The organism is Staphylococcus caseorum, from assembly GCF_049943195.1.
Taxonomy (GTDB): domain Bacteria; phylum Bacillota; class Bacilli; order Staphylococcales; family Staphylococcaceae; genus Staphylococcus; species Staphylococcus equorum_A.
Map to the genome: position 1 here is coordinate 558,092 of NZ_JBNFUA010000001.1, position 22,353 is coordinate 580,444.

The following is a 22,353-nucleotide window of genomic DNA, read 5'->3' on the forward strand; positions in this document are numbered from 1 at the left end:
ATATGACAAAAGTATTAATAAATGAAAGATTACTAGAGGAAAAAGATGCAAATGTAGCTTATAACGATAGAGGATATGTATTTGGTGATGGTATTTATGAATATATAAGAGTTTATGACAATCATCCTTTTACTGCCAATGCGCATTTTGAAAGATTATTAAGAAGCGCTAAAGAAATTGGCTTAGAATTAAACTATACAGTTGATGGCCTTATAGAACTTGTACGAGAACTGATAGCTGCTAATGGTATCGTTAATGGCGGCGTATATATTCAAGTGACGCGTGGTACTGCGCCGCGTGATCATGCCTTTCCTACGCCATCAGTAAAAGCGAATATCACAGCTTTTACAAAAGCTTATGACCGTCCATACAAATTATTAGAAGAAGGCATAAACGCCGTAACGACTGAAGATATCCGCTGGTTAAGATGTGATATAAAAAGCTTGAATTTATTAGGCAATGTATTAGCAAAAGAATATGCTGTTAAATATAATGCACAAGAAGCAATCCAACACCGTGGTGAAACTGTTACAGAAGGATCTTCAAGCAATGTTTACGCAATTAAAGATGGCGTGATTTATACGCACCCAATCAATAACTATATTTTGAATGGTATTACGCGTATGGTAATAAAAGAAATTGCTGAAGAAAAAGGTATTTCGTTTAAAGAAGAAACATTTACTTTAGAATTTTTAAAAAATGCGGATGAAGTTTTGGTTTCAAGTACATCAATTGAAGTGATGCCAGTTGTTAAATTAAATGGTGAAGCTGTAGGTGATGGAAAAGTAGGACCAATCACTAAATCGCTACAAGAAGGATTTAATAGATATATTGACACGCATAGTTAATAATTTCAATAAATGGATAGAAAATGTAACATATATTAAGGTCAAATTATGTTATAATTCTTACTGAGCCGTTTAATAGAATTCCATAAAGGTATGGAATCAAAATGTGAATTTTAATTTCTCATTTATAGTTGAAATAAAGTATTAAAGATTATAAAATCTTTTATAAGTCGTGAAATTTGGAAGTAAAAAATTTCACAAAAAAAGATAGAGAAATATTAAATTAATACTCTGTTAAGAGCTAATTTATGATATGATGTAAAAGTTATTGTAAATTAGCTCAGACAGTATGAGTATTAATAAATTAAAAAGAACTTGAACCATGATGGGACAATGTGTCAGTCATAAAACTTGAGGCTGCACAATTTTGGTTGGAGTTTATAATTTTGAATTAAAAAATTATTATATATGGCTCTCGAAAATTCTTTTCAGGAGCCATTTTCTAGTTGAAAGTGAGGTGAACGTGTTGGAGCAGTTTTATCAATTAGGATGGACGCTTGATTCAGCAGGTGGTGCATCTGGTGAAGCTTATATGGCTGAACAGGATGGGCAGAAATTATTTTTAAAAAGAAATTCAAACCCCTTTATCGCAGCCTTATCTGCTGAAGGTATTGTGCCAAAACTAGTTTGGACGAAACGAATCGAAACTGGAGAAGTTGTAACGGCGCAACATTGGAAAAATGGTAGAGAACTTACTTTCAATGAAATGCATGAACAAAGAGTAGCTAATTTATTGAAAAAAATTCATAGTTCTAGAACACTATTGAATATGTTAAAACGAATGGAAATGGAGCCGATTACACCAGATATTTTGTTAAATAAAATTAACGCTTCATTATCTAGAGAAGTTTTAACGCATCATGTAGTAAGAAAAGCATTAACGTATTTAGAAGACCATATGCCTAATTTAGATCCACGTTTCTTTACCGTTGTACACGGCGATGTTAACCATAATAATTGGCTATTATCAGATCGTGATGAGCTTTACTTAGTTGATTGGGAAGGCGCGATGATTGCTGATCCTGCAATTGATTTAGGCATGCTGCTATACAATTACGTTCCTGAAAAGAAATGGCCTCACTGGTTAGATGTTTATGGTACCAAAGACTCAATGGACTTACAAAAACGTATGAAATGGTATACAGTTATTCAGTCTATAGGTATGGTCCAATGGTATGAAGAACAAAAGCGCTACAAAGATATGAATATGTGGCTCAAATTCTTAAATGAAGTAATGAATAACAATGCTTTTATATAAGGAGTTATCAGAATGAGAATGCGTTACAAGCCTTGGGCAGAAGATTATTTGAAATCACATCCTGAACTAGTGGATATGGATGGTAGTCATGCAGGGCATATAAGTGACTGGTTTGATAAAGACCAAGAGATATACATTGAAATAGGATCAGGAATGGGGCAGTTTATTACAACACTTGCCGGACAAAATCCTGACATAAATTTTATTTCTTTAGAACGAGAAAAAAGTGTAGTAGTTAATATTGTAGATAAAGTTAAAGAACTTGGTCTTACAAACATTAAATTGATTTGTAACGATGCACTGGAGCTCAATGAATATTTCAAAGATGGCGAAATTGATCGCATATATTTGAATTTTTCAGATCCATGGCCTAAAAAACGACATACTAAACGCAGACTGACGTATCATACGTTTTTAGCACTGTATAAGCAAGTTTTGAAAGAAGACGGAGAACTTCACTTTAAAACTGACAACAGAGGTCTTTTTGCTTATAGTTTAGAGAGTATGTCTCAATTCGGCATGTACTTTACTAAACTCAATTTAAATCTTCATCAAGAAGATGACGAAGATAATATAGAAACTGAGTATGAAAGAAAGTTCTCTGACAGAGGTTCAAGAATTTATCGAATGGAAGCAAAATTCCATAAAAATTTATAATAATTTTCAAATTAAAAGCAGCAATCTATTAGTTTCTAATGGATTGCTGCTTTTCTATTTAAAATATTCCGATTTTGAAAATGAATGTTTGCCTCGGGTATGGGAGTGGGACAGAAATCTAATTTTTCTAATAAGATTTCGTCGTCCCACCCTGGCAAAGATGACTAGAAGTGAAACAAGCTTCATATTATGCGCGTTTTCACTTCAGTCATCTACTGCCAATATAGCAATAGAGTTGAGATATTATTTGTTTTACAGACTCATACGATTCCCCTAGGTGTCAGCGCTTTACAAAATCGGTACAATTAAACCTTATTTAGAGCACATTAAAAATTACCATGGTGACATTCCTGTATATATCGTTGCTGCAGGCAATGGAAGTGAACCAAATTATTTATCTATTCTAGATGATTTTGGTAAAACAACTTTAATTACATATGGAATGTTTATCAAAGAACAAAAAAAGAAATATAAAAATGACAAGTTTAATACACAAAACTGGCCATACAATGAGATTAACGATGAACTTATTTGTCCGAATAATTGTAGATTACCTTTTATAAGGTATGATTATAGAAATGATAAATATGGTTTTAGAAGAGATTTCAAACTATATGACAGTGATAGTTGTAACGGATGTTTATTAAGAAATCAATGTATTAAAAATAACTCACTATCTAATAAAAAGTAATGAAGAATTAGAATTGGGGATATTTTAAATTTCAAATCATTGCCTTTATTTTACGTAGTAAATGTATTGTATTACTATAGTAAGTAATTGACGTTGTTAAATGAAAGATGAGGAGGAATTAAATGATGAAATTAGGTAATTATAAAGTACATTATTTAAATGGGGGTATTACTCATATTGATGGGGGCGCAATGTTTGGCGTTGTACCTAAAGCATTATGGACAAAGAAATATGAAGTAAACGAAAAAAATCAAATCCCATTACCGACGCATCCGATACTTATCCAAACTGAGGACAAAAATATTGTTGTTGATACTGGTGTTGGTGTGGGAAAATTAACTGATAAAGAACGTAAAATATTTGGTGTCCATTATGAGAGTGATATGGAAAATGATTTAAAAGCATTAAATCTAACACTAGAGGATATTGATTATGTATTAATGACTCATCTTCATTTTGACCATGCAGCTGGGCTAACGGATAACGATGGGCACGCTATTTTCAGTAATGCAATCCATGTCATTCAACAAGACGAATGGCATGAGTTCCAAAGTCCAAATATACGTAGTAAATCGACTTACTGGCAGAAAAATAATGGAGATTTTAAAAATAAATTAATGCTTTTTGAGAAAGAGATAGAAATATATCCTGGCATTCAAATTCGTCATACTGGAGGACATAGTTATGGACATTCAGTAGTCACAATAGAAAGTGAAGGAGAAAAAGCAGTGCACATGGGAGACATCTTCCCGACACTGGCTCATAGAAATCCATTGTGGGTAACAGCATATGATGACTATCCTATGCAATCCATAAGAGAGAAAGAACGTTTAATTCCAAACTATACTATGCAAGATTATTGGTTCTTATACTATCATGATGCTAATTACTTTGCTGTGAAATTTGATAAGAATAAATTGAATGAAATAGAAACTTATATTTCGAGAAATTAAAAAGGTTAAAGTTATGAACGAAGAGATATGGATAATCACTGTTTTAGAAACGGATGGGTGTGGTCCTTATGTCTATACAGTGTAAACCTTTATCTCTTGTCTTGTAATGTTTATCAGTGCTTTGAGCGATTGATACATTACATGTTCAAAACTTTAACCTTTTATGATTCACATTCAATAATATCTATAACTTCTCCACTTTTTGCATCTGCAAAAAAGTCATAATATGTTAATGTTTTATTGTTTTGTGTGGTAATACCACCTTGAAAAACAATAAAATTATCATCGGATTTTTTATACGTAATCGGTTCATTCAATATATAAGATCCTACAACATTCATAAAGTATGTTCTTACTTCAGTAATAATTTTATCTGGATCGTGATATTGTAGATCTTTTTGACGTTTATAAAAATAAGTCGCTCCGACAATTGTTGTTAGTGAAATAAATAAGATGATAAGCCAATTCTTTTTATTTAACATAACACAATCTACCTCCAATAAAGTCATATTTATAGTTTACCATAATGAAGATGATATAATAAATAGTAAGGAGTGAGAGACATTGAATATAGACAATAATAAAACATTAGCTAGAATGAAAACATTAACAGAATTACATGGGGCACCTGGTTTTGAAGATGATGTAAAAGCATACCTGAAATCAGAATTAGAACCATTTGTAGATGAGTTTGTTTATAATCGCATGGGTGGCATTTACGGTGTTAAACGTTCGAAAGTAAAGAATCCAAAGCGTGTAATGGTGGCTGCTCACATGGATGAAATTGGCTTTATGATTACAAATATTACAGAAAACGGTATGATACAATTTACAAATTTGGGTGGCGTTGCTACAGATATTTGGCAAGGTCAACGACTTAAAGTAAAATCGCGTAAAAATGAAGAAATCATCGGCGTGGTGGCAAATATACCTAAACATTTTAGGACAGGTAATGAAGGTGCACCTAAAATAGAAGATTTACTTTTAGATATTGGCTGTGAAAATCAAAAAGAGGTAAGAAAACGTGGCATTGAAATTGGTGATTCAATTGTTCCAGAAACACCGTTCACACAATTATCAGAGCATCGTTTCTCAAGTAAGGCTTGGGACAATCGTTATGGTTGTCTGCTTGGCATTGAATTATTGGAATTATTAAAAGAAGTAGAGCTTGGCTATGACTTATATGTAGGTGCTAATGTCCAAGAAGAAGTTGGTTTAAGAGGAGCTAAAGCGTCTGCTGAATTGATAGACCCTGATGTGGCCTTTGTAGTAGACTGTTCACCAGCTAATGATATGAAAGGTAAACAGAATTTATCTGGAGAATTAGGTGCTGGCACATTAATTAGAATTAAAGATGGTACGATGCTACTTAAACCAATTTTTAGAGATTACCTATTAGATTTAGCTGATCAATTTAAAATTAAGCATCAATATTATATTTCACCTGGTGGCACTGATGGTGGAGAAATCCACAAAGCAAAAATCGGTATCCCAACCGCAGTAATTGGAGTTTGTGCACGATATATCCATAGTACAAATGCAGTGTTTGATATAAGAGATTACGAAGCTGCAAGAGCATTATTAACACAAGCTACAACTCAATTAGATGATTCTAAAATTGAAGAATTACAATATAAATAACACACTAAGGAGTGATTGGATGCAACAATTAGAAACTGAACAACAATTTGAGCAACTTAAAAATGAGCAAACAGTATTTTTATTTACGGCTGATTGGTGTCCTGATTGTAAAGTGATTGAACCTGAATTACCACAGTTAGAGGAAAAATATACTAATTACAAATTCATCTCAGTTGATAGAGATAAATTTATAGATATTTGTGTGGAAAATGGAATTATGGGTATACCAAGTTTCTTAGTTTTTCGTAATGGCTCACAAATCGGTAGTTATATTGGAAAAGAAAGAAAATCCATTGAACAAATTGATAACTTTTTAGCTTCTTTATAAAAAATTTTACTTTGTAAATAATTAATGTTGAAATATAAAAATATATACCCTTAGAACTTACATTTTTTCTGTTCCTAAGGGTGTATTTATTGTAAACTATAATAAGGCACGTAAATAGGAGTGTTAACAATGAATGTCTTTCAAATGAGAGATAAATTAAAAGATCGATTAAGCAAACCAGAAGTAAAGTTTACTTTTAATCGTGAAGATGAAACGCTACGTATATCTAGAGTAGACAATGGCAAAGGTGTCACTGTTAAAGTTGCTACGATAGTAGCTAAATATAAAGAACAAAAAGAAAATATAGTAGATGAAATTGTATATTATGTAGAAGAAGCAATTGAACAAATGAAAGGGGAGGGGCTATCAGAGGTTAATAGTGCTCAAATCATGCCAGTACTGAGATCCCCAAGCTTTGATAAAAAAGATAAAGATGGTAATGCATTTGTTATAGAAGAACACACTGCAGAAACAAATATTTACTATGTAGTTGATCTAGGGAAATCATATCGTCTTATGGATGAAAAAATGTTAGAGTCAATGAAGTTATCTAAGCAACAATTAAAAGAAATGGCATTATTTAATGTGCGAAAATTAGAAAATAAATATACTACAGATGAAGTAAAAGGCAATATATTTTACTTTATTAACTCTAACGATGGCTATGATGCGAGTAGAATCTTAAATACAACATTTTTAAATGAAATACAAGACCAATGTGAAGGAGAAATGTTAGTTGCAGTGCCACATCAAGATGTCTTGATTATTGCAGATATCCGTAATAAAACGGGTTATGACGTAATGGCACATTTAACTATGGAATTCTTTACAAAAGGCTTAGTGCCTATCACATCATTATCATTAGGTTACGACAAAGGCCATTTTGAGCCTATTTTCATCTTAGGAAAAAATAACAAACAAAAAAGAGATCCTAACGTGATACAAAGATTAGAAGCAACAAGAAAACAATACGAAAATAAAGATAAGAAATAAGGAGTATATAGATATGAATTTATTTTATAATAAAGAAGCAGTAGGAGACGTTGCATTTTTACAAGTTGAACCAGCTAGCGGTGAGTTCAACTATGAGTATAAAGGTGATGTTGTTGAAATTAAAAGTGAATCACAAGTTGTAGGTTATAACATTTTTAATGTATCAGAAAAATCAACTATAAGTGGAAATGGACATGTTAAGTTAACTGAAACATTAGTTGATGAATTTCAAAAAGCCATTGAAGATGCTGGATTTACATTTAAATTAAAGGCAGATTTATCTCCTAAGTTTGTTGTAGGCTATGTTGAAACTAAAGAAAAGCACCCAGATGCTGATAAATTAAGTGTGCTTAGTGTTGATGTAAGTACTGAAAAGTTACAGATAGTTTGTGGTGCAGCTAATATAGATGCTGGACAAAAAGTAGTAGTGGCTAAAGTAGGCGCTGTAATGCCAAGTGGTATGGTTATTAAAGATGCTGAGCTAAGAGGTGTAGCTTCAAGTGGTATGATTTGTTCTATGAAGGAACTTGATTTACCCAATGCACCTCAAGAAAAAGGGATTATGGTCTTATCTGATGATTATACAGTTGGCCAAGCATTTTTTGAAGAATAAAAGGAGGTAATGTACGAATGAGCTGGTTCGACAAGTTATTTGGAGAAGATAATGATTCTACAGAAGATTATCTCAGTAAAAGAAACCAACGACGTCAAAAAGCTACACAACAAGAAGAACAAGATTCATTACTTCCTCAGAACAATGATGTTTATGAAAGACCCAAAGGAAAATTCAGGTTTCCAATGCGTATTTTAGAAGAAGCGAATGAAGCCAAGCATCCAGAAGAAGATTCAATTTCAAAAGATAGTTCAGATTATGGTAATCAACAACATAGTGACCGTCATGCTTCAGACTCAATAAATGCCAATCATAAGCAGAGAAGACGTAGACATATGTATGATAAGACAGCTTCTAATGATGTTAATACACAAACAGAAAATCAGCCGTCACAAAAAGAAACATATTCAGAACCAAAACGAGAACCAAAATCTCATAAAGGTCAACGAATGAGAATACAAACTGATGTTTTACGTGCAAATGCTTCTAAGAAAACTAAAAGAGACATACCTATGTATCATGAGAGTGATTTTAAAGCGAGTGAAGTGCCATCTGCAATATTTGGTACTCAAAAGCCACACCCGCTGGAAAACGGTGTTATAAAACCTTCAGACGAAACTGAAAACGGAAATAGCGAGCAAGTTTCAAATGATGAAGATAACAAAACACAATCACAAACTCTAGCACAGGAATCATCTGAAATACATGACACTAAAATTTATAATGACCAATTTGTAGAATCATCAAATGATGCAACAGACGACGAAAATTTACAAGTTGATAATAAGCAACCATATTCCTTTGAAGACAATGACCATTTAGAAGCACAAGTGGAAGAAGATAATGAACAGCCACAACAACCTTCTGAACAAAAGCAGCAATCTTCAAATGAACAACCTAAAGTAAACAACACAATTAATATTGAAAATATTTACGCATCACAAATCGTAGAAGAAATTCGAAGAGAACGTGAACGTAAAGTACTTCAAAAACGCCAATTCAAAAAAGCGTTGCAACAAAAACGTCAAGAAAACCAAGATAATAACGAAGACAGCATACAAAAAGCAATAGATGAAATGTATGCCAAACAAGCACACCATTTTATTGGAGAAAGCTCTTTAGACGAAGAGAGCAAAAATAAAAATGTTTCTGAACATCAAACAGAAGCATCGATTCAAGACGCTCAACTATCCGATGATAGTCAACAAAATGAGGATGAAAGCAGCTTAGGCGCTACATCACCATTTAATTATGAAGAAATTGATTTAGATCATGTGCGTGATGTACATACAATTAATGATGAATACGTAAATGTAGATGCAGATTTAGAATCAGAATCGCCTGATAGTGACATTGAAAATCATGCATCAACTGAGCACAAATCATTAAATGATGATGTCGAAACAACCATTTCAAACGATGATACTTTAAATACAGTTGAAGATAATAATGAAAATATATCAGACGCTCAATATAGAGAAGTGACAAGCCCACAAAATGAATCAACAGAAGCGGATAGTATTATATCTGAGGGCGAGAGCGAAATACATTGTGAAGATCAGGAGTCAGCGACTGAAACAGAACTAAATAGTGCTCAAGATATGACACAACCGTCAGAATCAGAGATGTCATCGGAATCTGTATCTAATGAAATAGATGAAGTACAACAAGATTCAGCACAATACAATACAGAGCAATCTAATACAGATCAATTTGAAATCGAAGATGAAGTGTCTGGTCAAGAAACACAGCTTAATTCTAGTAGTACGCAATCAAGTACACTTAAAAATGAAACAACTGAATCAAGTGAAGTAGCTACAAGTAGCAATCAAACATCAATTAGAAAAGGTAGCAAGCCATTTAATGTTGTTATGACACCTTCTGACAAAAAACGTATGATGGATGCTAAAAAACTTAAGAATAGTAATCAGCATTTTACAAATTCAAGAAACACATCACAATCATCACAAAATGAAAGTAAAGAAATTGAATCCAATGATCTTGGTATTGAAAGTGTAGTTAAAGATGAAACAGTTGGACAAGAGCAACAAGAGCAACAAGAGCAAAATCTGACATCAACGCCCGAAATAACAGAACATCCATCAACTACAATGGATGCATCAAATCATAGTGAACAATCTATCAATCATGGAACGTCAGAAAAACATGACGATGAAATAAATCCATCTTCAGTTGACTCCGCTCAACATGCAGAGCATAAGAAAACTGAAATTAATAATGAACAGACGTCACCAATAACACAAAATCAAGAGCCGAAATTAAAACCCGAGATGGCACACAATCAATTAGACGCTAACAAGACAACTGACGACAGTGGTAAGCCAACAATTAGAAGAGGGCCTAATATTAAGTTGCCTAACTTAGATTTATTAGAAGAACCTAAACAACATGAAATTGATAACGCTTGGATTGAAGATAAAAAACAAGAATTGAATGATGCGTTTTACTATTTTAATGTACCCGCTGAAGTTCAAAACGTTACTGAAGGACCAAGTGTCACACGTTTTGAATTATCAGTAGAAAAAGGTGTCAAAGTTTCTCGAATCACTGCATTGCAAGACGACATTAAAATGGCACTTGCAGCTAAAGATATTCGTATAGAAGCACCAATCCCTGGTACTAGCCTTGTAGGTATAGAAGTTCCTAATCAGAACGCTACCACAGTCAATTTACGTTCAATTATTGAAGATCCCACATTTAAAAATGCAGAGTCTAAATTAACTGTTGCTATGGGGCTTAGAATTAATAACGAACCTTTACTAATGGATATATCTAAAACCCCACACGCACTTATAGCTGGTGCAACTGGTTCAGGTAAATCTGTGTGCATAAATAGTATTTTAATGTCATTATTATATAAAAATCATCCAGAAGAGCTAAAATTATTACTTATTGATCCTAAAATGGTAGAATTGGCACCATATAATGATTTACCACATCTGGTAGCGCCTGTTATTACTGACGTAAAAGCGGCGACACAAAGCTTAAAATGGGCTGTAGAAGAAATGGAACGTCGTTATAAAGTGTTCGCAAAATATCACGTAAGAAATATTACTGCTTTTAATAAGAAAGCAACTTACGAAGATAGAATGCCAAAAATTGTTATAGTAATAGATGAATTAGCTGATTTAATGATGATGGCGCCACAAGAAGTAGAACAATCTATCGCGCGTATTGCTCAAAAAGCCCGTGCATGTGGGATTCATATGTTAGTAGCAACACAACGTCCATCAGTAAATGTCATTACAGGTTTAATTAAGGCAAACATACCTACAAGAATTGCATTTATGGTATCATCTAGCGTTGATTCAAGAACCATTTTAGATAGTGGCGGCGCTGAACGCTTGTTAGGTTATGGAGATATGCTTTATTTAGGCAGTGGTATGAATAAACCGATACGTGTTCAAGGCACGTTTGTATCGGATGATGAAATAGATGATGTTGTTGATTTTATAAAACAACAAAGAGATCCAGAATATTTATTTGAAGAAAAAGAATTATTGAAAAAAACGGAAGCACAACCTCAGGATAGTTTATTCGATGATGTATGTAGTTTTATGTTGAAAGAAGGTCATATTTCTACTTCATTAGTACAACGCCATTTCCAAATCGGTTATAATCGTGCAGCGAGAATTGTAGACCAATTAGAACAATTAGGTTATGTTTCTGGAGCAAATGGTTCAAAACCAAGAGATGTATACATTACAGAATCAGATTTGAATGAGAATTAAATAGAGATAAAGGAGTGTTACAATGACACATTATCATTTTGTCGGCATAAAAGGCGCCGGCATGAGTTCATTAGCACAAATAATGCATGATCTTGGAAATGAAGTACAAGGTTCAGATATAAATAATTATGTTTTTACAGAGGTAGCATTACAAAATAAAGGTATTCAAATATTACCTTTTGATGAAAACAATATAAAAGAAGACATGGTTATTGTTCAAGGTAACGCATTTCCAAATTCACACGAAGAAGTTGTTAAAGCGAATGAATTAAAACTAGATGTCATACGCTATCACGACTTTTTAGGTCATGTTATCAGTCAGTATACATCTGTAGCTGTAACAGGTGCACATGGTAAAACATCTACAACTGGTTTATTGTCACATGTGATGAATGGGGATAAAAAGACATCATTTTTAATTGGGGATGGCACTGGTTTAGGTATTCCTGCAAGTGACTATTTCGCATTCGAAGCTTGTGAATACCGTCGACATTTCCTAAGCTATCATCCAGATTATGCTATTATGACTAACATTGATTTTGATCACCCCGATTACTTTAAAGATGTTGAAGATGTATTTAGTGCTTTCCAAGAAATGGCACATAACGTTAAAAAAGCAATTATTGCGTGGGGCGATGATGATCATTTACGTAAGATAGAAGCAGATGTTCCAGTATATTATTATGGGTTTTCAAAAAATGATGATGTATATGCGGATAACCTACAAATTAGTGAAAATGGAACTAAATTTGATGTATACATTAAAAATGAATATTATGATACGTTCTTATCTCCACAATTTGGTGATCATAATATATTAAATGGACTTGCTGTAATTACAGTGAGCTATCTTGAAAGTTTGGATGTAAATAATATAAAAGAAGCCTTAGAAACATTTGGTGGCGTAAAAAGAAGATTTAATGAGACAAAAGTGGGAAAACAAGTATTAGTTGACGATTATGCACACCATCCTAGAGAAATTAGTGCTACAATTGAGACAGCTAGAAAGAAATATCCGAATAAAGAAGTTGTAACTGTATTCCAGCCTCATACTTTTAGTCGAACACAAGCATTCTTAGATGATTTTGCTGAAAGTTTAAATTTAGCAGATAAAACTTTCTTATGTGAAATTTTTGGTTCAATAAGAGAAAATACTGGTAATTTAACAATTCAAGATTTACTCCAAAGAATTGATAATGCGACATTAATTGATGAAACTACTGTGAATGCGTTAGAACAATATAGTGATGCAGTTATTTTATTTATGGGTGCGGGCGATATTCAAAAGATTCAACGTGCTTATATGAAAGAAATGGGTGTTACTACCTCATTTTAATATGTTTATGTTAAAATGATTTGGGTATTTATATTAAATAACAACATATGATTAATAGGAGGCGTTTTAAATGGAATGGATTTTACCTATAGCTGGTATTATTGCGGCGGTTGCTTTTCTTATTTTAGTAATTGGTATCGTTGTAATTTTACTTTCAGTTAAGAAAAACTTAGATCACGTTGCAAAAACTCTTGATGGTGTTGAAGGACAAATTCAAGGTATTACACGTGAATCTACGGACTTACTTCATAAAGCAAATCGCTTAACTGAAGATATCCAAGACAAATCAGATCGTTTGAATTCTGTAGTTGATGCAGTGAAAGGCATCGGTGAATCAGCTCAAACGTTAAATGGTTCAGTTGATAGAGTTACAAACTCAATCACGCACAATATTTCTCAAAATGAAGATAAAATTTCTCAAGTAGTTCAATGGTCAAATGTAGCAATGGAAGTTGCTGACAAATGGCAAAACAGAAGAAATCGTAGAGATAGTGCAAATTATAAAGCGAGCAGTGTAGCAGATGATTCTAATCATAGCTATACTACACGTGTAGATAATAAATAATTCGTATATTTAAACAAACAAATGCACTTAAATGAGGTATGAAACTTATTTAAGTGCATTTGTTATAGGAGGCATTCAATTATGAAGTACTATAACCGTGATAATTACGAAAGAAATGTAGAAAGTTATGAAGTGCCAGAATATTTTACTAAAGGTGCCAGAAATGAGTTTGTTTACGGATTTCTAATCGGTGCATTTATTGGTTCAGCTGTAGGGTTAATTTCTATAAGCAAGTCACGCACTAAAGATAAATCTCAAGTTGATTCTGAAGATGAATCACGTTTTAAATCTAGTATTATTGAGCAGTCTGAAAGCGAACAAGCAGATGCTGAACAACAAGTAGATAGTATTAAATCTACAGTCGCAGATGCGCAAAACAAAGATACTGAAGTAACAGATTCTGAACTAGCTGCTCAAAAAGCGGCGATTCAGCAAGAAACTTCAGACAACAATTTAGCAGATACGTCACCACAAGCGCAAGATCTACAAGATGATAATAATTTGGATCAGAGTGACGATACAACAACACATATTGATCCTAATTCAGAACCGACTGAGGACGAGGTCAGTGCGCAACAGAATGCTATTAAAGAAGAAGCAGCAGATAATAACTTAGCTGATTCCACTACTACACCTTCAAATAATAAAGGTACAAAAACTGCAGCTGCAGCAACAGGTGGTGCAATAGCAGCAGGTAGTTTAGCTAAAGTTGCACAGGATAAAAAGCAATCATTAAATAATGATTCACAAGTTGCAGAAAACACTGATAATCTTTTGAAATCTGAAGAAACAACGAAAGGTGATAATCAAAAAGATGCGCCTAACTTAGTTACTAAAGACTCAAAAGAAGATGAAAGTAAAAATAATAATCATTTGAAAGCAGGCGCTTTAGCAGGTACTGTCACAGCATCTGGATTAGCGTTAGCAGCTAAAAATAAAAACAAAGCTTTAAATGACAATAATAAAGTTGCAGAAAACACAGCAAGTTTATTAAAATCAGAAACACCTAAACAAAGCACAAAAAAAGATGTGCCTAATTTAGTAACACCTAAAGTTGGTCATGCGGTAGAATCAACTGATAAAGTAGAAAACTCTGCAGACAAAAATAAAAGTAATACGATTGCAAAACCAGAAAAAGCAGAACAACGTGTAAAACAGACACATAAAACTGTAAGTTTCAAAGATGGTATTATTGTTCATAATGAAGCAGAAACTGATCTTAGTAATCAAACTGCAAACAAAGCACAACAGAGCGAAGCTACTACAAATGCAACAGATAAAACATCATCATTTAAAGATGGTATCCTTGTGCATGATGAAGCAGAAACTGATGTTAGCAACCAAAGTGCAAGTGAAGGGCAACAGAACGCAGCCACTACTAATGCAACAGATAAGACATCATCATTTAAAGATGGCATCCTTGTGCATGATGAAGTAGAGACTGATAAAACAACAGACGATAGTGAGGCACGACAAAGTAAAGATGGACATAATGAGCCAACTTACTCTAAAAACAGATCGCAGTTGAAAAAATCAGAAAAATCTCAAAGTAAAATAGACAAAAGAACTTTTAATGATTAATCATTACTAAAACTGAAATCTAATAAAAGGAATCGAACATGTTTTGTTCGATTCCTTTTTAATTTATACTTTTTATTAGCTAGGTCATGTTAAGTGTAATACGAATTAGAATTTATTATACTCATTGTGCCGCTTAAAACGATTATGTTGCTATTTTGAAGTATTATACTTACACAAATAACTATGATGCATCTAGAACGTTATTTAAGTCATCTAGAATGCCTACAAATACTTTATTGCATATATTTGATTGATTAGACGATATAGCTACATTTTGATGCCTCAACGTACAATGTGCTTTAAAAATTTATAATGGACGCTTAAAATTAATGACAACCCTTTTTTAGTGCTTTTTAAAGCAAAAATAATTATGAGATAAACAATGTATTTATTTAATAAATGTTTGAGTAAATCATCATTTAGAAAGTACAATTCAGCATTTATATGACAATAAATTGAATTAAATGAAACTTAAGTTAATAAATTATAGAAAATGAAAGAATAGTGTAAAAAATTACTGGTAAATGACTGAAAATTCAGTTACCATTAGGGATATTCACTTACAGAAAGTGAAATTTTAACAATCATTACTTGAACTTATAAGTAGTTATTGTTAGAATTACGTTTAACAAATATTTTATCGCTTTAAAGCAGAATAAAATATCGATTTTAAATTTTTCATAGAGGTGAATAAAATGACAGACAAATTACAAGAATTCAGAAGCGAGATTGTTGATATTAATGAAGAAATTTTAAATCTTTTATCTAAAAGAGGAAAAATAGCACAAAACATTGGTGAGGAAAAACGTAAGCAGGGTACAGCAGTGTACGATCCTCAACGTGAAAAAGAAATGATTAACAAACTATTAGATAAAAATGAAGGTCCATTTAACGATAATGTGATTAAACAATTATTCAAGGAAATTTTTAAAGCCTCTACTGATTTACAAAAATCTGAAAATGAAAAACATTTATATGTATCAAGAAAATTAAAACCAGAAGATACAATAGTACAATTCGATAATGGGGGCATTATTGGAAGTGGTAATAAATCATTCGTATTTGGACCATGTTCAGTTGAATCTCAAGAACAAGTTGATGCAGTTGCAGCTAATTTACAAGCTAGAGGCGAAAAATTCATTAGAGGTGGTGCTTTCAAACCGCGTACATCTCCATATGATTTCCAAGGATTAGGTGTTGAAGGTCTTAAGATTCTTAAAAATACTAAAGACAAATACGGCCTGAATGTAGTTAGTGAAATTGTAAATCCTGCAGATTTTGAAGTAGCAGATGATTATTTAGATGTATTCCAAATTGGTGCACGTAATATGCAAAACTTTGAATTATTAAAAGAAGCAGGTCGTTCAAATAAACCAGTATTATTAAAACGTGGTTTATCTGCAACAATTGAAGAATTTATCTTTGCAGCAGAATACATTGCTTCTCAAGGTAATGAAAACATTATTCTATGTGAACGCGGTATCCGTACTTACGAAAAAGCAACAAGAAACACATTAGATATTTCTGCAGTACCTATTTTAAAACAAGGTACACACTTACCAGTAATGGTTGACGTTACACACAGTACAGGACGTAAAGATATCATGTTACCAACAGCTAAAGCTGGCTTAGCAGTAGGCGCAGATGGCATCATGGCTGAAGTCCACCCTGATCCATCAGTTGCATTAAGCGATAGTGGTCAACAAATGGATTTCGATGAATTCGAGAATTTCTATAATGAAATTAGACCATTAGCTGATATGTACAATAACAAACAATTAAAATAAGATATATATATATAGCCCTTGTTACGTTACTACTTGATTAGTAATTGTAATAGGGGTTTTTTGTGTCTTTATACTATTTTTGAAATGAATGAAGCATATTGTGGTAATTTATAAAATGCTCATGCTTTGGAGTGACGTGCTAACTGAATAGCATATTTAAATATAAAATATAAAATAAATGATGAATCATCAAATTACACTTGATTTTAATGAAAAACATAAAAATTTAAACAAAAAAGGTTTGTTTTCACTGAAAATAATAAATATAATACATTTAGTAGGTTTATAATTTTATAAAATGACATAATTATGACATTCAAAACAAAACTATTTTACATTTAGTGAAAATATGGTAAACTTTGAAAATATTATGAAAACAGAGTATAATAATAAAGAAATCGCTTTCAAGGAGGAAATTATGACTGTAACTATATATGATGTAGCTAGAGAAGCAAGAGTATCTATGGCAACTGTCTCACGTGTTGTTAATGGTAATCAAAATGTTAAACCCGAAACACGTGACAAAGTAAACGATGTTATTAATAAATTGAACTACCGTCCAAACGCAGTAGCAAGAGGATTAGCTAGTAAACGAACAACAACAGTAGGCGTTATTATTCCAGATATTTCAAATGTCTATTATTCTCAACTTGCTCGAGGGTTAGAAGATATAGCAACAATGTATAAATACCATTCAATTATTTCAAATTCTGATAATGATCCAAGTAAAGAAAAAGAAATATTTAACAACCTATTAAGTAAACAAGTAGATGGTATTATTTTCTTAGGTGGAACAATTTCAGAAGAAATCAAAGAATTGATTAATAAAACATCAGTTCCTGTAGTAGTTTCAGGTACAAATGGTAAAGATGAAGGTATTTCATCTGTAAATATTGATTTCAAATCAGCAGCTAAACAAATTACAAATCAATTAATCGAAAACGGTGCAAAAACATTTGCTTTTGTGGGTGGCGATTATTCTAAAAAAGCACAAGAAGATGTGCTAGTAGGATTAAAGGACGTCTTAGCAGAGCATAAACTTTCATTAAATGAAGGATTGATTTTTAATGGTAATGAAACGTATAAAGATGGTCTACGTGCATTTGATGCTTTGAAATCTGCTAAGCCAGATGCAATTCTGTCAATCAGTGATGAACAAGCAATTGGCCTAGTTCATGCTGCTCAAGATGCAGGGATTAATGTTCCAGAGTCATTACAAATTGTAAGTTTTAACAATACTAGACTTGTTGAAATGGTAAGACCTCAATTATCTAGTGTAATCCAACCGTTATACGATATTGGGGCAGTGGGTATGAGACTTCTTACTAAATATATGAATGATGAAGAAATCGACGAACCTAATGTGATTTTACCTCATAGAGTTGAGTATAGAGGTACTACAAAATAAAATTTTTGTAGATATAACAAAGTATAATTAACAATCAATGTTATTAAACTATAATGAAATACAAAAAACGAAATTCTTATTAATTAAGAATTTCGTTTTTTATTTAAATTAAAGATTTAACTCAGTATATGTGATGTAGATTTATTTAAAACCAACTCAGCACTTGTTTAGCATATTTTAAATTGGTTTCCGTAATTTCTTTTTGTCTAGGTATGATGTGATAGTCAGTTTTTTCATCGGTCCAAGTTTGTGGTAGTTCGCAAGGTGCGTATTGTTGCCATTTTGTTAACCATTTATCAGGCAAACGACCAGTTTGTGGTTTTTCTCCGATTAAAGCTAAAAAAACGTGGCTCCAAGCACGTGGGACAACTTTCCAAATATTATAGCCACCACCACCAAACATTAATACTTTACCATTTGTGTATTTATCTGCTAAATCTTTAATGATATATGGAATTTGATATAGTGATTCAAGCGTACAGTATAAATGCGTGAGTGGATCTAAGTAGTGAATATCAACACCATGCACACTCACAATGATATCTGGTTTAAATGAAGCTACTATAGGCTCTATCGTTTCTTTAAATATTTCCAGAAATGAATCATCTTCTGTATAAGGTTCAAGTGGAATATTTACTGTATAGCCAAAACCTTGTTCGCTACCACGTTCTGTGTAACGTCCAGAACCAGGGAAAAGAAATTTTCCAGTTTCATGTATCGAATAAATTAAGGCTTGATCATTTGTATAAAAACTCCATTGGGTCCCATCACCATGATGTGCATCTGTATCAATACATAGCACGCGTTGCCCATATTTCTGTATGAGATAGGCGATTGTAACTGCAACATCATTATAAATACAAAAACCATTTGCACGGCCTGGTAGGCTATGATGTAAACCGCCACCTAAATGGCAACCATTGGTGATTGTATCATCCATGATGTGATCAGCTAAATTCAATGCGCCACCCACAATGCGTGCACTGTGCTTATGCATCATTCTAAATTGTAGGGTATCATCGCCATCTAATCCATACTTCTTAGCTTCATTGTCACTTAAAATACCATGTGAAGCACGTCTGATCGCTTGAATATAATCATGAGAATGAATTAGTGATAATTCGGTATCGTTAGCTATACGTGGTTTAATAATATGATGTGATTTTAAATATCCTAAATCTGTTAATAATTCTGTTGTTAATTTTAATCTCATTTGATTAAATGGATGGCTATCACTAAAACGATATTGCAGTATTTCATTAGAATAGACAAAGCCCGTTGATTGTTGCGTATTACTCATATGTTTCTCCCCTTTAAAAGAAAAAGCGATTCATGAATCGAATGTCATCAAATGCTTGTAATTGTTCTATAGAAATTCTTGAACCAATTCTTGCCATAAGACAATTAGCAGGATGACTTGTAATTTCTGGATCATCTGTTGCAAATACTTCAAGGCCCCCATAACCCATCAATTTCTGCATTAATTTTTTATATTCATATACATCAAGTCCAGAATTTTTCAAATCCCAATGCCAATAATATTCAGTAGTTAACACAATGTAATCTTCATATTCATCAGCTGCTAAACTGACTTTGATAAGTTCACTGCCTAAATGTAAATCACGATAAGCTAGGCTTAACTCTATAGCGCCTAATTCTATTAAGTATTCCAAATTACCACTAGACCAACGTTCTAATGGGTCTGGATAATGATAAGTGACATAGCCAATAATATGCTGTGAAGTACGTAGTACAAAAATTCTGCCTTCTTCTAATTCACTAATTTCTTTTATGGCTTCAAATTGATCCTCAGGTGGGCGAAATGCAAAGAGCCCATCATCAAATGTCATAGATTCAAGGTTATTTCTTGAAACAGGACCTTCTATCACAAATGTTCCTTGCTCCAAATGATAAGTTTGAGATTGATATGTTTTTATATGTTCCATTTTTTCACTCCAAACTACCGCATACGCATACAGTAAACAATCTAATATAACTCTATTATAAGTTAAAAAAGTTTAAAATAACACAATAATGTATTCGTTTACACACTATTATTTTGAAAATTTTGACAATGTTAGTTATAATAATTTTTAAGCAAGCGATTTCATTAAGAGGGGGATTCAAAATGAAAGTAGAAGTATATAAAGGGGAAAATGGAAATTTTAACCTACAAGACTATGAAAAAGAATACGCAAATTTTGACTGGAAAGAAATAGAAAAAGCATTTTCATGGTCAGAAACTGGTAAGATCAATATGGCACATGAATGTATTGACCGCCATGTGGATGAAGGTAATGGTGAAAAAATCGCATTACATTATAAAGATGATAAGCGTAAAGAAAGTTATACTTTTGAAGAAATGAAATCAAATTCTAATAAAGCTGCAAATGTATTAAAAGATAAAGCAAACATTGAGAAAGGTGATCGTGTTTTTGTATTTATGCCTAGAACACCAGAACTTTATTTTGCTTTATTTGGAATATTAAAAATAGGTGCAATTGTAGGACCGTTATTTGAAGCATTTATGGAAAAAGCTGTTGCAGATCGTTTAGAAAATAGTGAAGCGAAAGTGATTGTGACAACGAATGCATTATTGCCACGTATTCCTAAAGATAAATTACCACATTTAGAAACGATTGTAGTCGTAGATGAGGAAGTAGACAGTGAATATGTTGACTTTAATAGTGAATTTAAAAATGCGAGTGACCAATTTGAAACAGAATGGTTAAACTTAGATGACGGTTTGATATTGCATTATACTTCAGGTTCAACAGGCCAACCTAAAGGTGTATTACATGCTCAAAAAGCAATGCTCGTTCATTATATTTCTGGTAAATATGTACTAGATTTTAAAGAAGACGATGTATATTGGTGTACAGCTGATCCGGGCTGGGTGACAGGTACTTCATATGGTATTTTCAGTCCTTGGTTAAATGGTGTGACAAATTGTATCGTTGGAGGTAGATTCTCACCTGAAGCTTGGTACGGCATGATTGAAGAATATAAAGTTACAATATGGTATACGGCGCCAACTGCATTAAGAATGTTGATGAGTGCCGGCGATGATATTATCGACAAATACGATTTATCATCACTAAAAAGTATCTTATCCGTAGGCGAACCACTAAATCCTGAAGTAATTAAATGGTCAAAAGATGTTTTTGGTAAACGTGTCTTAGATACGTGGTGGATGACTGAAACAGGGGGCCATATGATCGTTAACTATCCATCTATGGATGTTAAATTAGGATCCATGGGTAAACCGTTACCAGGTATAGAAGCATCTATTGTTGATGATCAAGGTAACGAGTTGCCACCAAATCGAATGGGTAACCTTGCAATTAAAAAAGGATGGCCATCTATGATGGTTTCTATTTGGAAAAATCCTGAAAAATATGATTCATACTTTATTGGTGATTGGTATGTTTCTGGAGACTCTGCTTACAAAGATGAAGATGGCTATTATTGGTTCCAAGGTCGTGTAGATGACGTTATCATGACGGCAGGCGAACGTGTAGGTCCTTTTGAAGTAGAATCGAAACTAGTAGAACATGAATCGGTTGCAGAAGCAGGTGTGATTGGTAAACCAGATCCAGTAAGAGGAGAAATTATTAAAGCATTTGTTGCTTTACGCCCAGAGTATGAAGCTTCAGATGAACTGAAAGAAGAAATTCGCGTATTTGTTAAAGAAGGTTTAGCCGCACACGCTGCACCACGCGAAATAGAATTTAAAGAAAAACTTCCTAAAACACGTTCTGGTAAAATTATGCGTCGTGTCCTTAAAGCTTGGGAACTTGATTTACCTGAAGGCGATTTAAGTACAATGGAAGACTAATTAAACAAAAAGTAGTTTTATTTTACTAAGTTTAATCATAAATATTTAACCTGTATTTCCAATGTAAAATAATACAAGCTATTTTATACTCCCTTTATATTATC

General features: G+C 32.8%; 18 protein-coding genes and 1 pseudogene. 16 read left to right on the top strand and 3 right to left on the bottom strand.

The genetic code is table 11. From position 1 onward, the window contains the following. The first annotated feature begins 2 nt into the window (after window positions 1-2). From dat to ACP3TL_RS03065, 5 genes and pseudogenes are all read left to right on the top strand, one after another. On the top strand, window positions 3-848 hold the full coding sequence (dat, locus tag ACP3TL_RS03045) for a D-amino-acid transaminase (RefSeq protein WP_046465596.1): 846 nt from the start codon (window positions 3-5) through the stop codon (window positions 846-848). A 466-nt stretch (window positions 849-1,314) separates the two neighbouring features. After that, a complete protein-coding gene (locus ACP3TL_RS03050; RefSeq protein WP_046465595.1) occupies window positions 1,315-2,106 on the top strand; it encodes a phosphotransferase family protein in 792 nt (263 codons plus the stop codon). Between the two features lie 12 nt (window positions 2,107-2,118). Beyond that, window positions 2,119-2,763, top strand: coding sequence for a tRNA (guanosine(46)-N7)-methyltransferase TrmB (trmB, locus tag ACP3TL_RS03055; RefSeq protein ID WP_046465594.1), 645 nt, complete (start codon window positions 2,119-2,121; stop codon window positions 2,761-2,763). A gap of 301 nt (window positions 2,764-3,064) precedes the next feature. Then, a pseudogene (locus tag ACP3TL_RS03060) lies at window positions 3,065-3,462 on the top strand (IS5/IS1182 family transposase); the annotation flags it as partial. A gap of 117 nt (window positions 3,463-3,579) precedes the next feature. After that, on the top strand, window positions 3,580-4,407 hold the full coding sequence (locus tag ACP3TL_RS03065; protein ID WP_046465646.1) for a YtnP family quorum-quenching lactonase: 828 nt from the start codon (window positions 3,580-3,582) through the stop codon (window positions 4,405-4,407). Window positions 4,408-4,568: 161 nt separating this feature from the next. Here ACP3TL_RS03065 and ACP3TL_RS03070 read toward each other — a convergent pair whose 3' ends face one another. Continuing rightward, window positions 4,569-4,889 (bottom strand): hypothetical protein, encoded by a 321-nt coding sequence (locus ACP3TL_RS03070; protein ID WP_046465591.1) that lies wholly within the window; start codon window positions 4,887-4,889, stop codon window positions 4,569-4,571. Between the two features lie 115 nt (window positions 4,890-5,004). Here ACP3TL_RS03070 and ACP3TL_RS03075 point away from each other — a divergent pair, with 115 nt between their 5' ends. The 10 genes from ACP3TL_RS03075 to ccpA all read left to right on the top strand — a co-directional run bounded on the left by ACP3TL_RS03075 (window position 5,005) and on the right by ccpA (window position 18,411). Beyond that, window positions 5,005-6,048 (top strand): M42 family metallopeptidase, encoded by a 1,044-nt coding sequence (locus ACP3TL_RS03075; RefSeq protein WP_410529801.1) that lies wholly within the window; start codon window positions 5,005-5,007, stop codon window positions 6,046-6,048. Between the two features lie 19 nt (window positions 6,049-6,067). Then, entirely contained in the window at window positions 6,068-6,376 is a 309-nt protein-coding gene (locus ACP3TL_RS03080; RefSeq protein WP_046465589.1) for a thioredoxin family protein, read from the top strand. Window positions 6,377-6,505: 129 nt separating this feature from the next. After that, entirely contained in the window at window positions 6,506-7,369 is an 864-nt protein-coding gene (locus ACP3TL_RS03085; RefSeq protein WP_046465588.1) for a DUF1444 domain-containing protein, read from the top strand. 13 nt (window positions 7,370-7,382) lie between these two features. After that, window positions 7,383-7,982, top strand: a complete 600-nt coding sequence (gene ytpR, locus ACP3TL_RS03090) for a YtpR family tRNA-binding protein (protein ID WP_046465587.1) — start codon at window positions 7,383-7,385, stop codon at window positions 7,980-7,982. Window positions 7,983-7,999: 17 nt separating this feature from the next. Next, complete coding sequence (locus tag ACP3TL_RS03095) at window positions 8,000-11,734, top strand: DNA translocase FtsK (protein ID WP_046465586.1); 3,735 nt, start codon at window positions 8,000-8,002, stop codon at window positions 11,732-11,734. A gap of 22 nt (window positions 11,735-11,756) precedes the next feature. Further along, entirely contained in the window at window positions 11,757-13,070 is a 1,314-nt protein-coding gene (gene murC / locus ACP3TL_RS03100) for a UDP-N-acetylmuramate--L-alanine ligase (protein ID WP_046465585.1), read from the top strand. Window positions 13,071-13,140: 70 nt separating this feature from the next. Continuing rightward, a complete protein-coding gene (locus ACP3TL_RS03105) occupies window positions 13,141-13,635 on the top strand; it encodes a DUF948 domain-containing protein (RefSeq protein ID WP_046465584.1) in 495 nt (164 codons plus the stop codon). Between the two features lie 81 nt (window positions 13,636-13,716). Next, window positions 13,717-15,216 carry a hypothetical protein gene (locus ACP3TL_RS03110; protein ID WP_046465583.1) on the top strand — a complete coding sequence of 500 codons (1,500 nt, stop codon included), beginning with the start codon at window positions 13,717-13,719 and terminating at the stop codon, window positions 15,214-15,216. Between the two features lie 695 nt (window positions 15,217-15,911). After that, complete coding sequence (locus tag ACP3TL_RS03115; RefSeq protein ID WP_002507320.1) at window positions 15,912-17,003, top strand: bifunctional 3-deoxy-7-phosphoheptulonate synthase/chorismate mutase; 1,092 nt, start codon at window positions 15,912-15,914, stop codon at window positions 17,001-17,003. 418 nt (window positions 17,004-17,421) lie between these two features. Continuing rightward, complete coding sequence (ccpA, locus tag ACP3TL_RS03120; protein ID WP_046465582.1) at window positions 17,422-18,411, top strand: catabolite control protein A; 990 nt, start codon at window positions 17,422-17,424, stop codon at window positions 18,409-18,411. A 145-nt stretch (window positions 18,412-18,556) separates the two neighbouring features. On the opposite strand, the gene ACP3TL_RS03125 is transcribed toward ccpA, so the two are convergent. After that, window positions 18,557-19,711: an acetoin utilization protein AcuC gene (locus ACP3TL_RS03125; RefSeq protein ID WP_285325700.1), complete on the bottom strand. Its 1,155-nt coding sequence runs from the start codon at window positions 19,709-19,711 to the stop codon at window positions 18,557-18,559. Between the two features lie 13 nt (window positions 19,712-19,724). Beyond that, the gene (locus tag ACP3TL_RS03130; RefSeq protein WP_046465580.1) at window positions 19,725-20,357 is read right to left on the bottom strand and encodes a hypothetical protein; all 633 of its coding nucleotides are present in this window, start codon (window positions 20,355-20,357) and stop codon (window positions 19,725-19,727) included. Window positions 20,358-20,539: 182 nt separating this feature from the next. Between ACP3TL_RS03130 and acsA the strand changes: the two genes are divergently transcribed. Next, on the top strand, window positions 20,540-22,249 hold the full coding sequence (acsA, locus tag ACP3TL_RS03135; RefSeq protein ID WP_046465579.1) for an acetate--CoA ligase: 1,710 nt from the start codon (window positions 20,540-20,542) through the stop codon (window positions 22,247-22,249). Window positions 22,250-22,353: the final 104 nt, after the last annotated feature.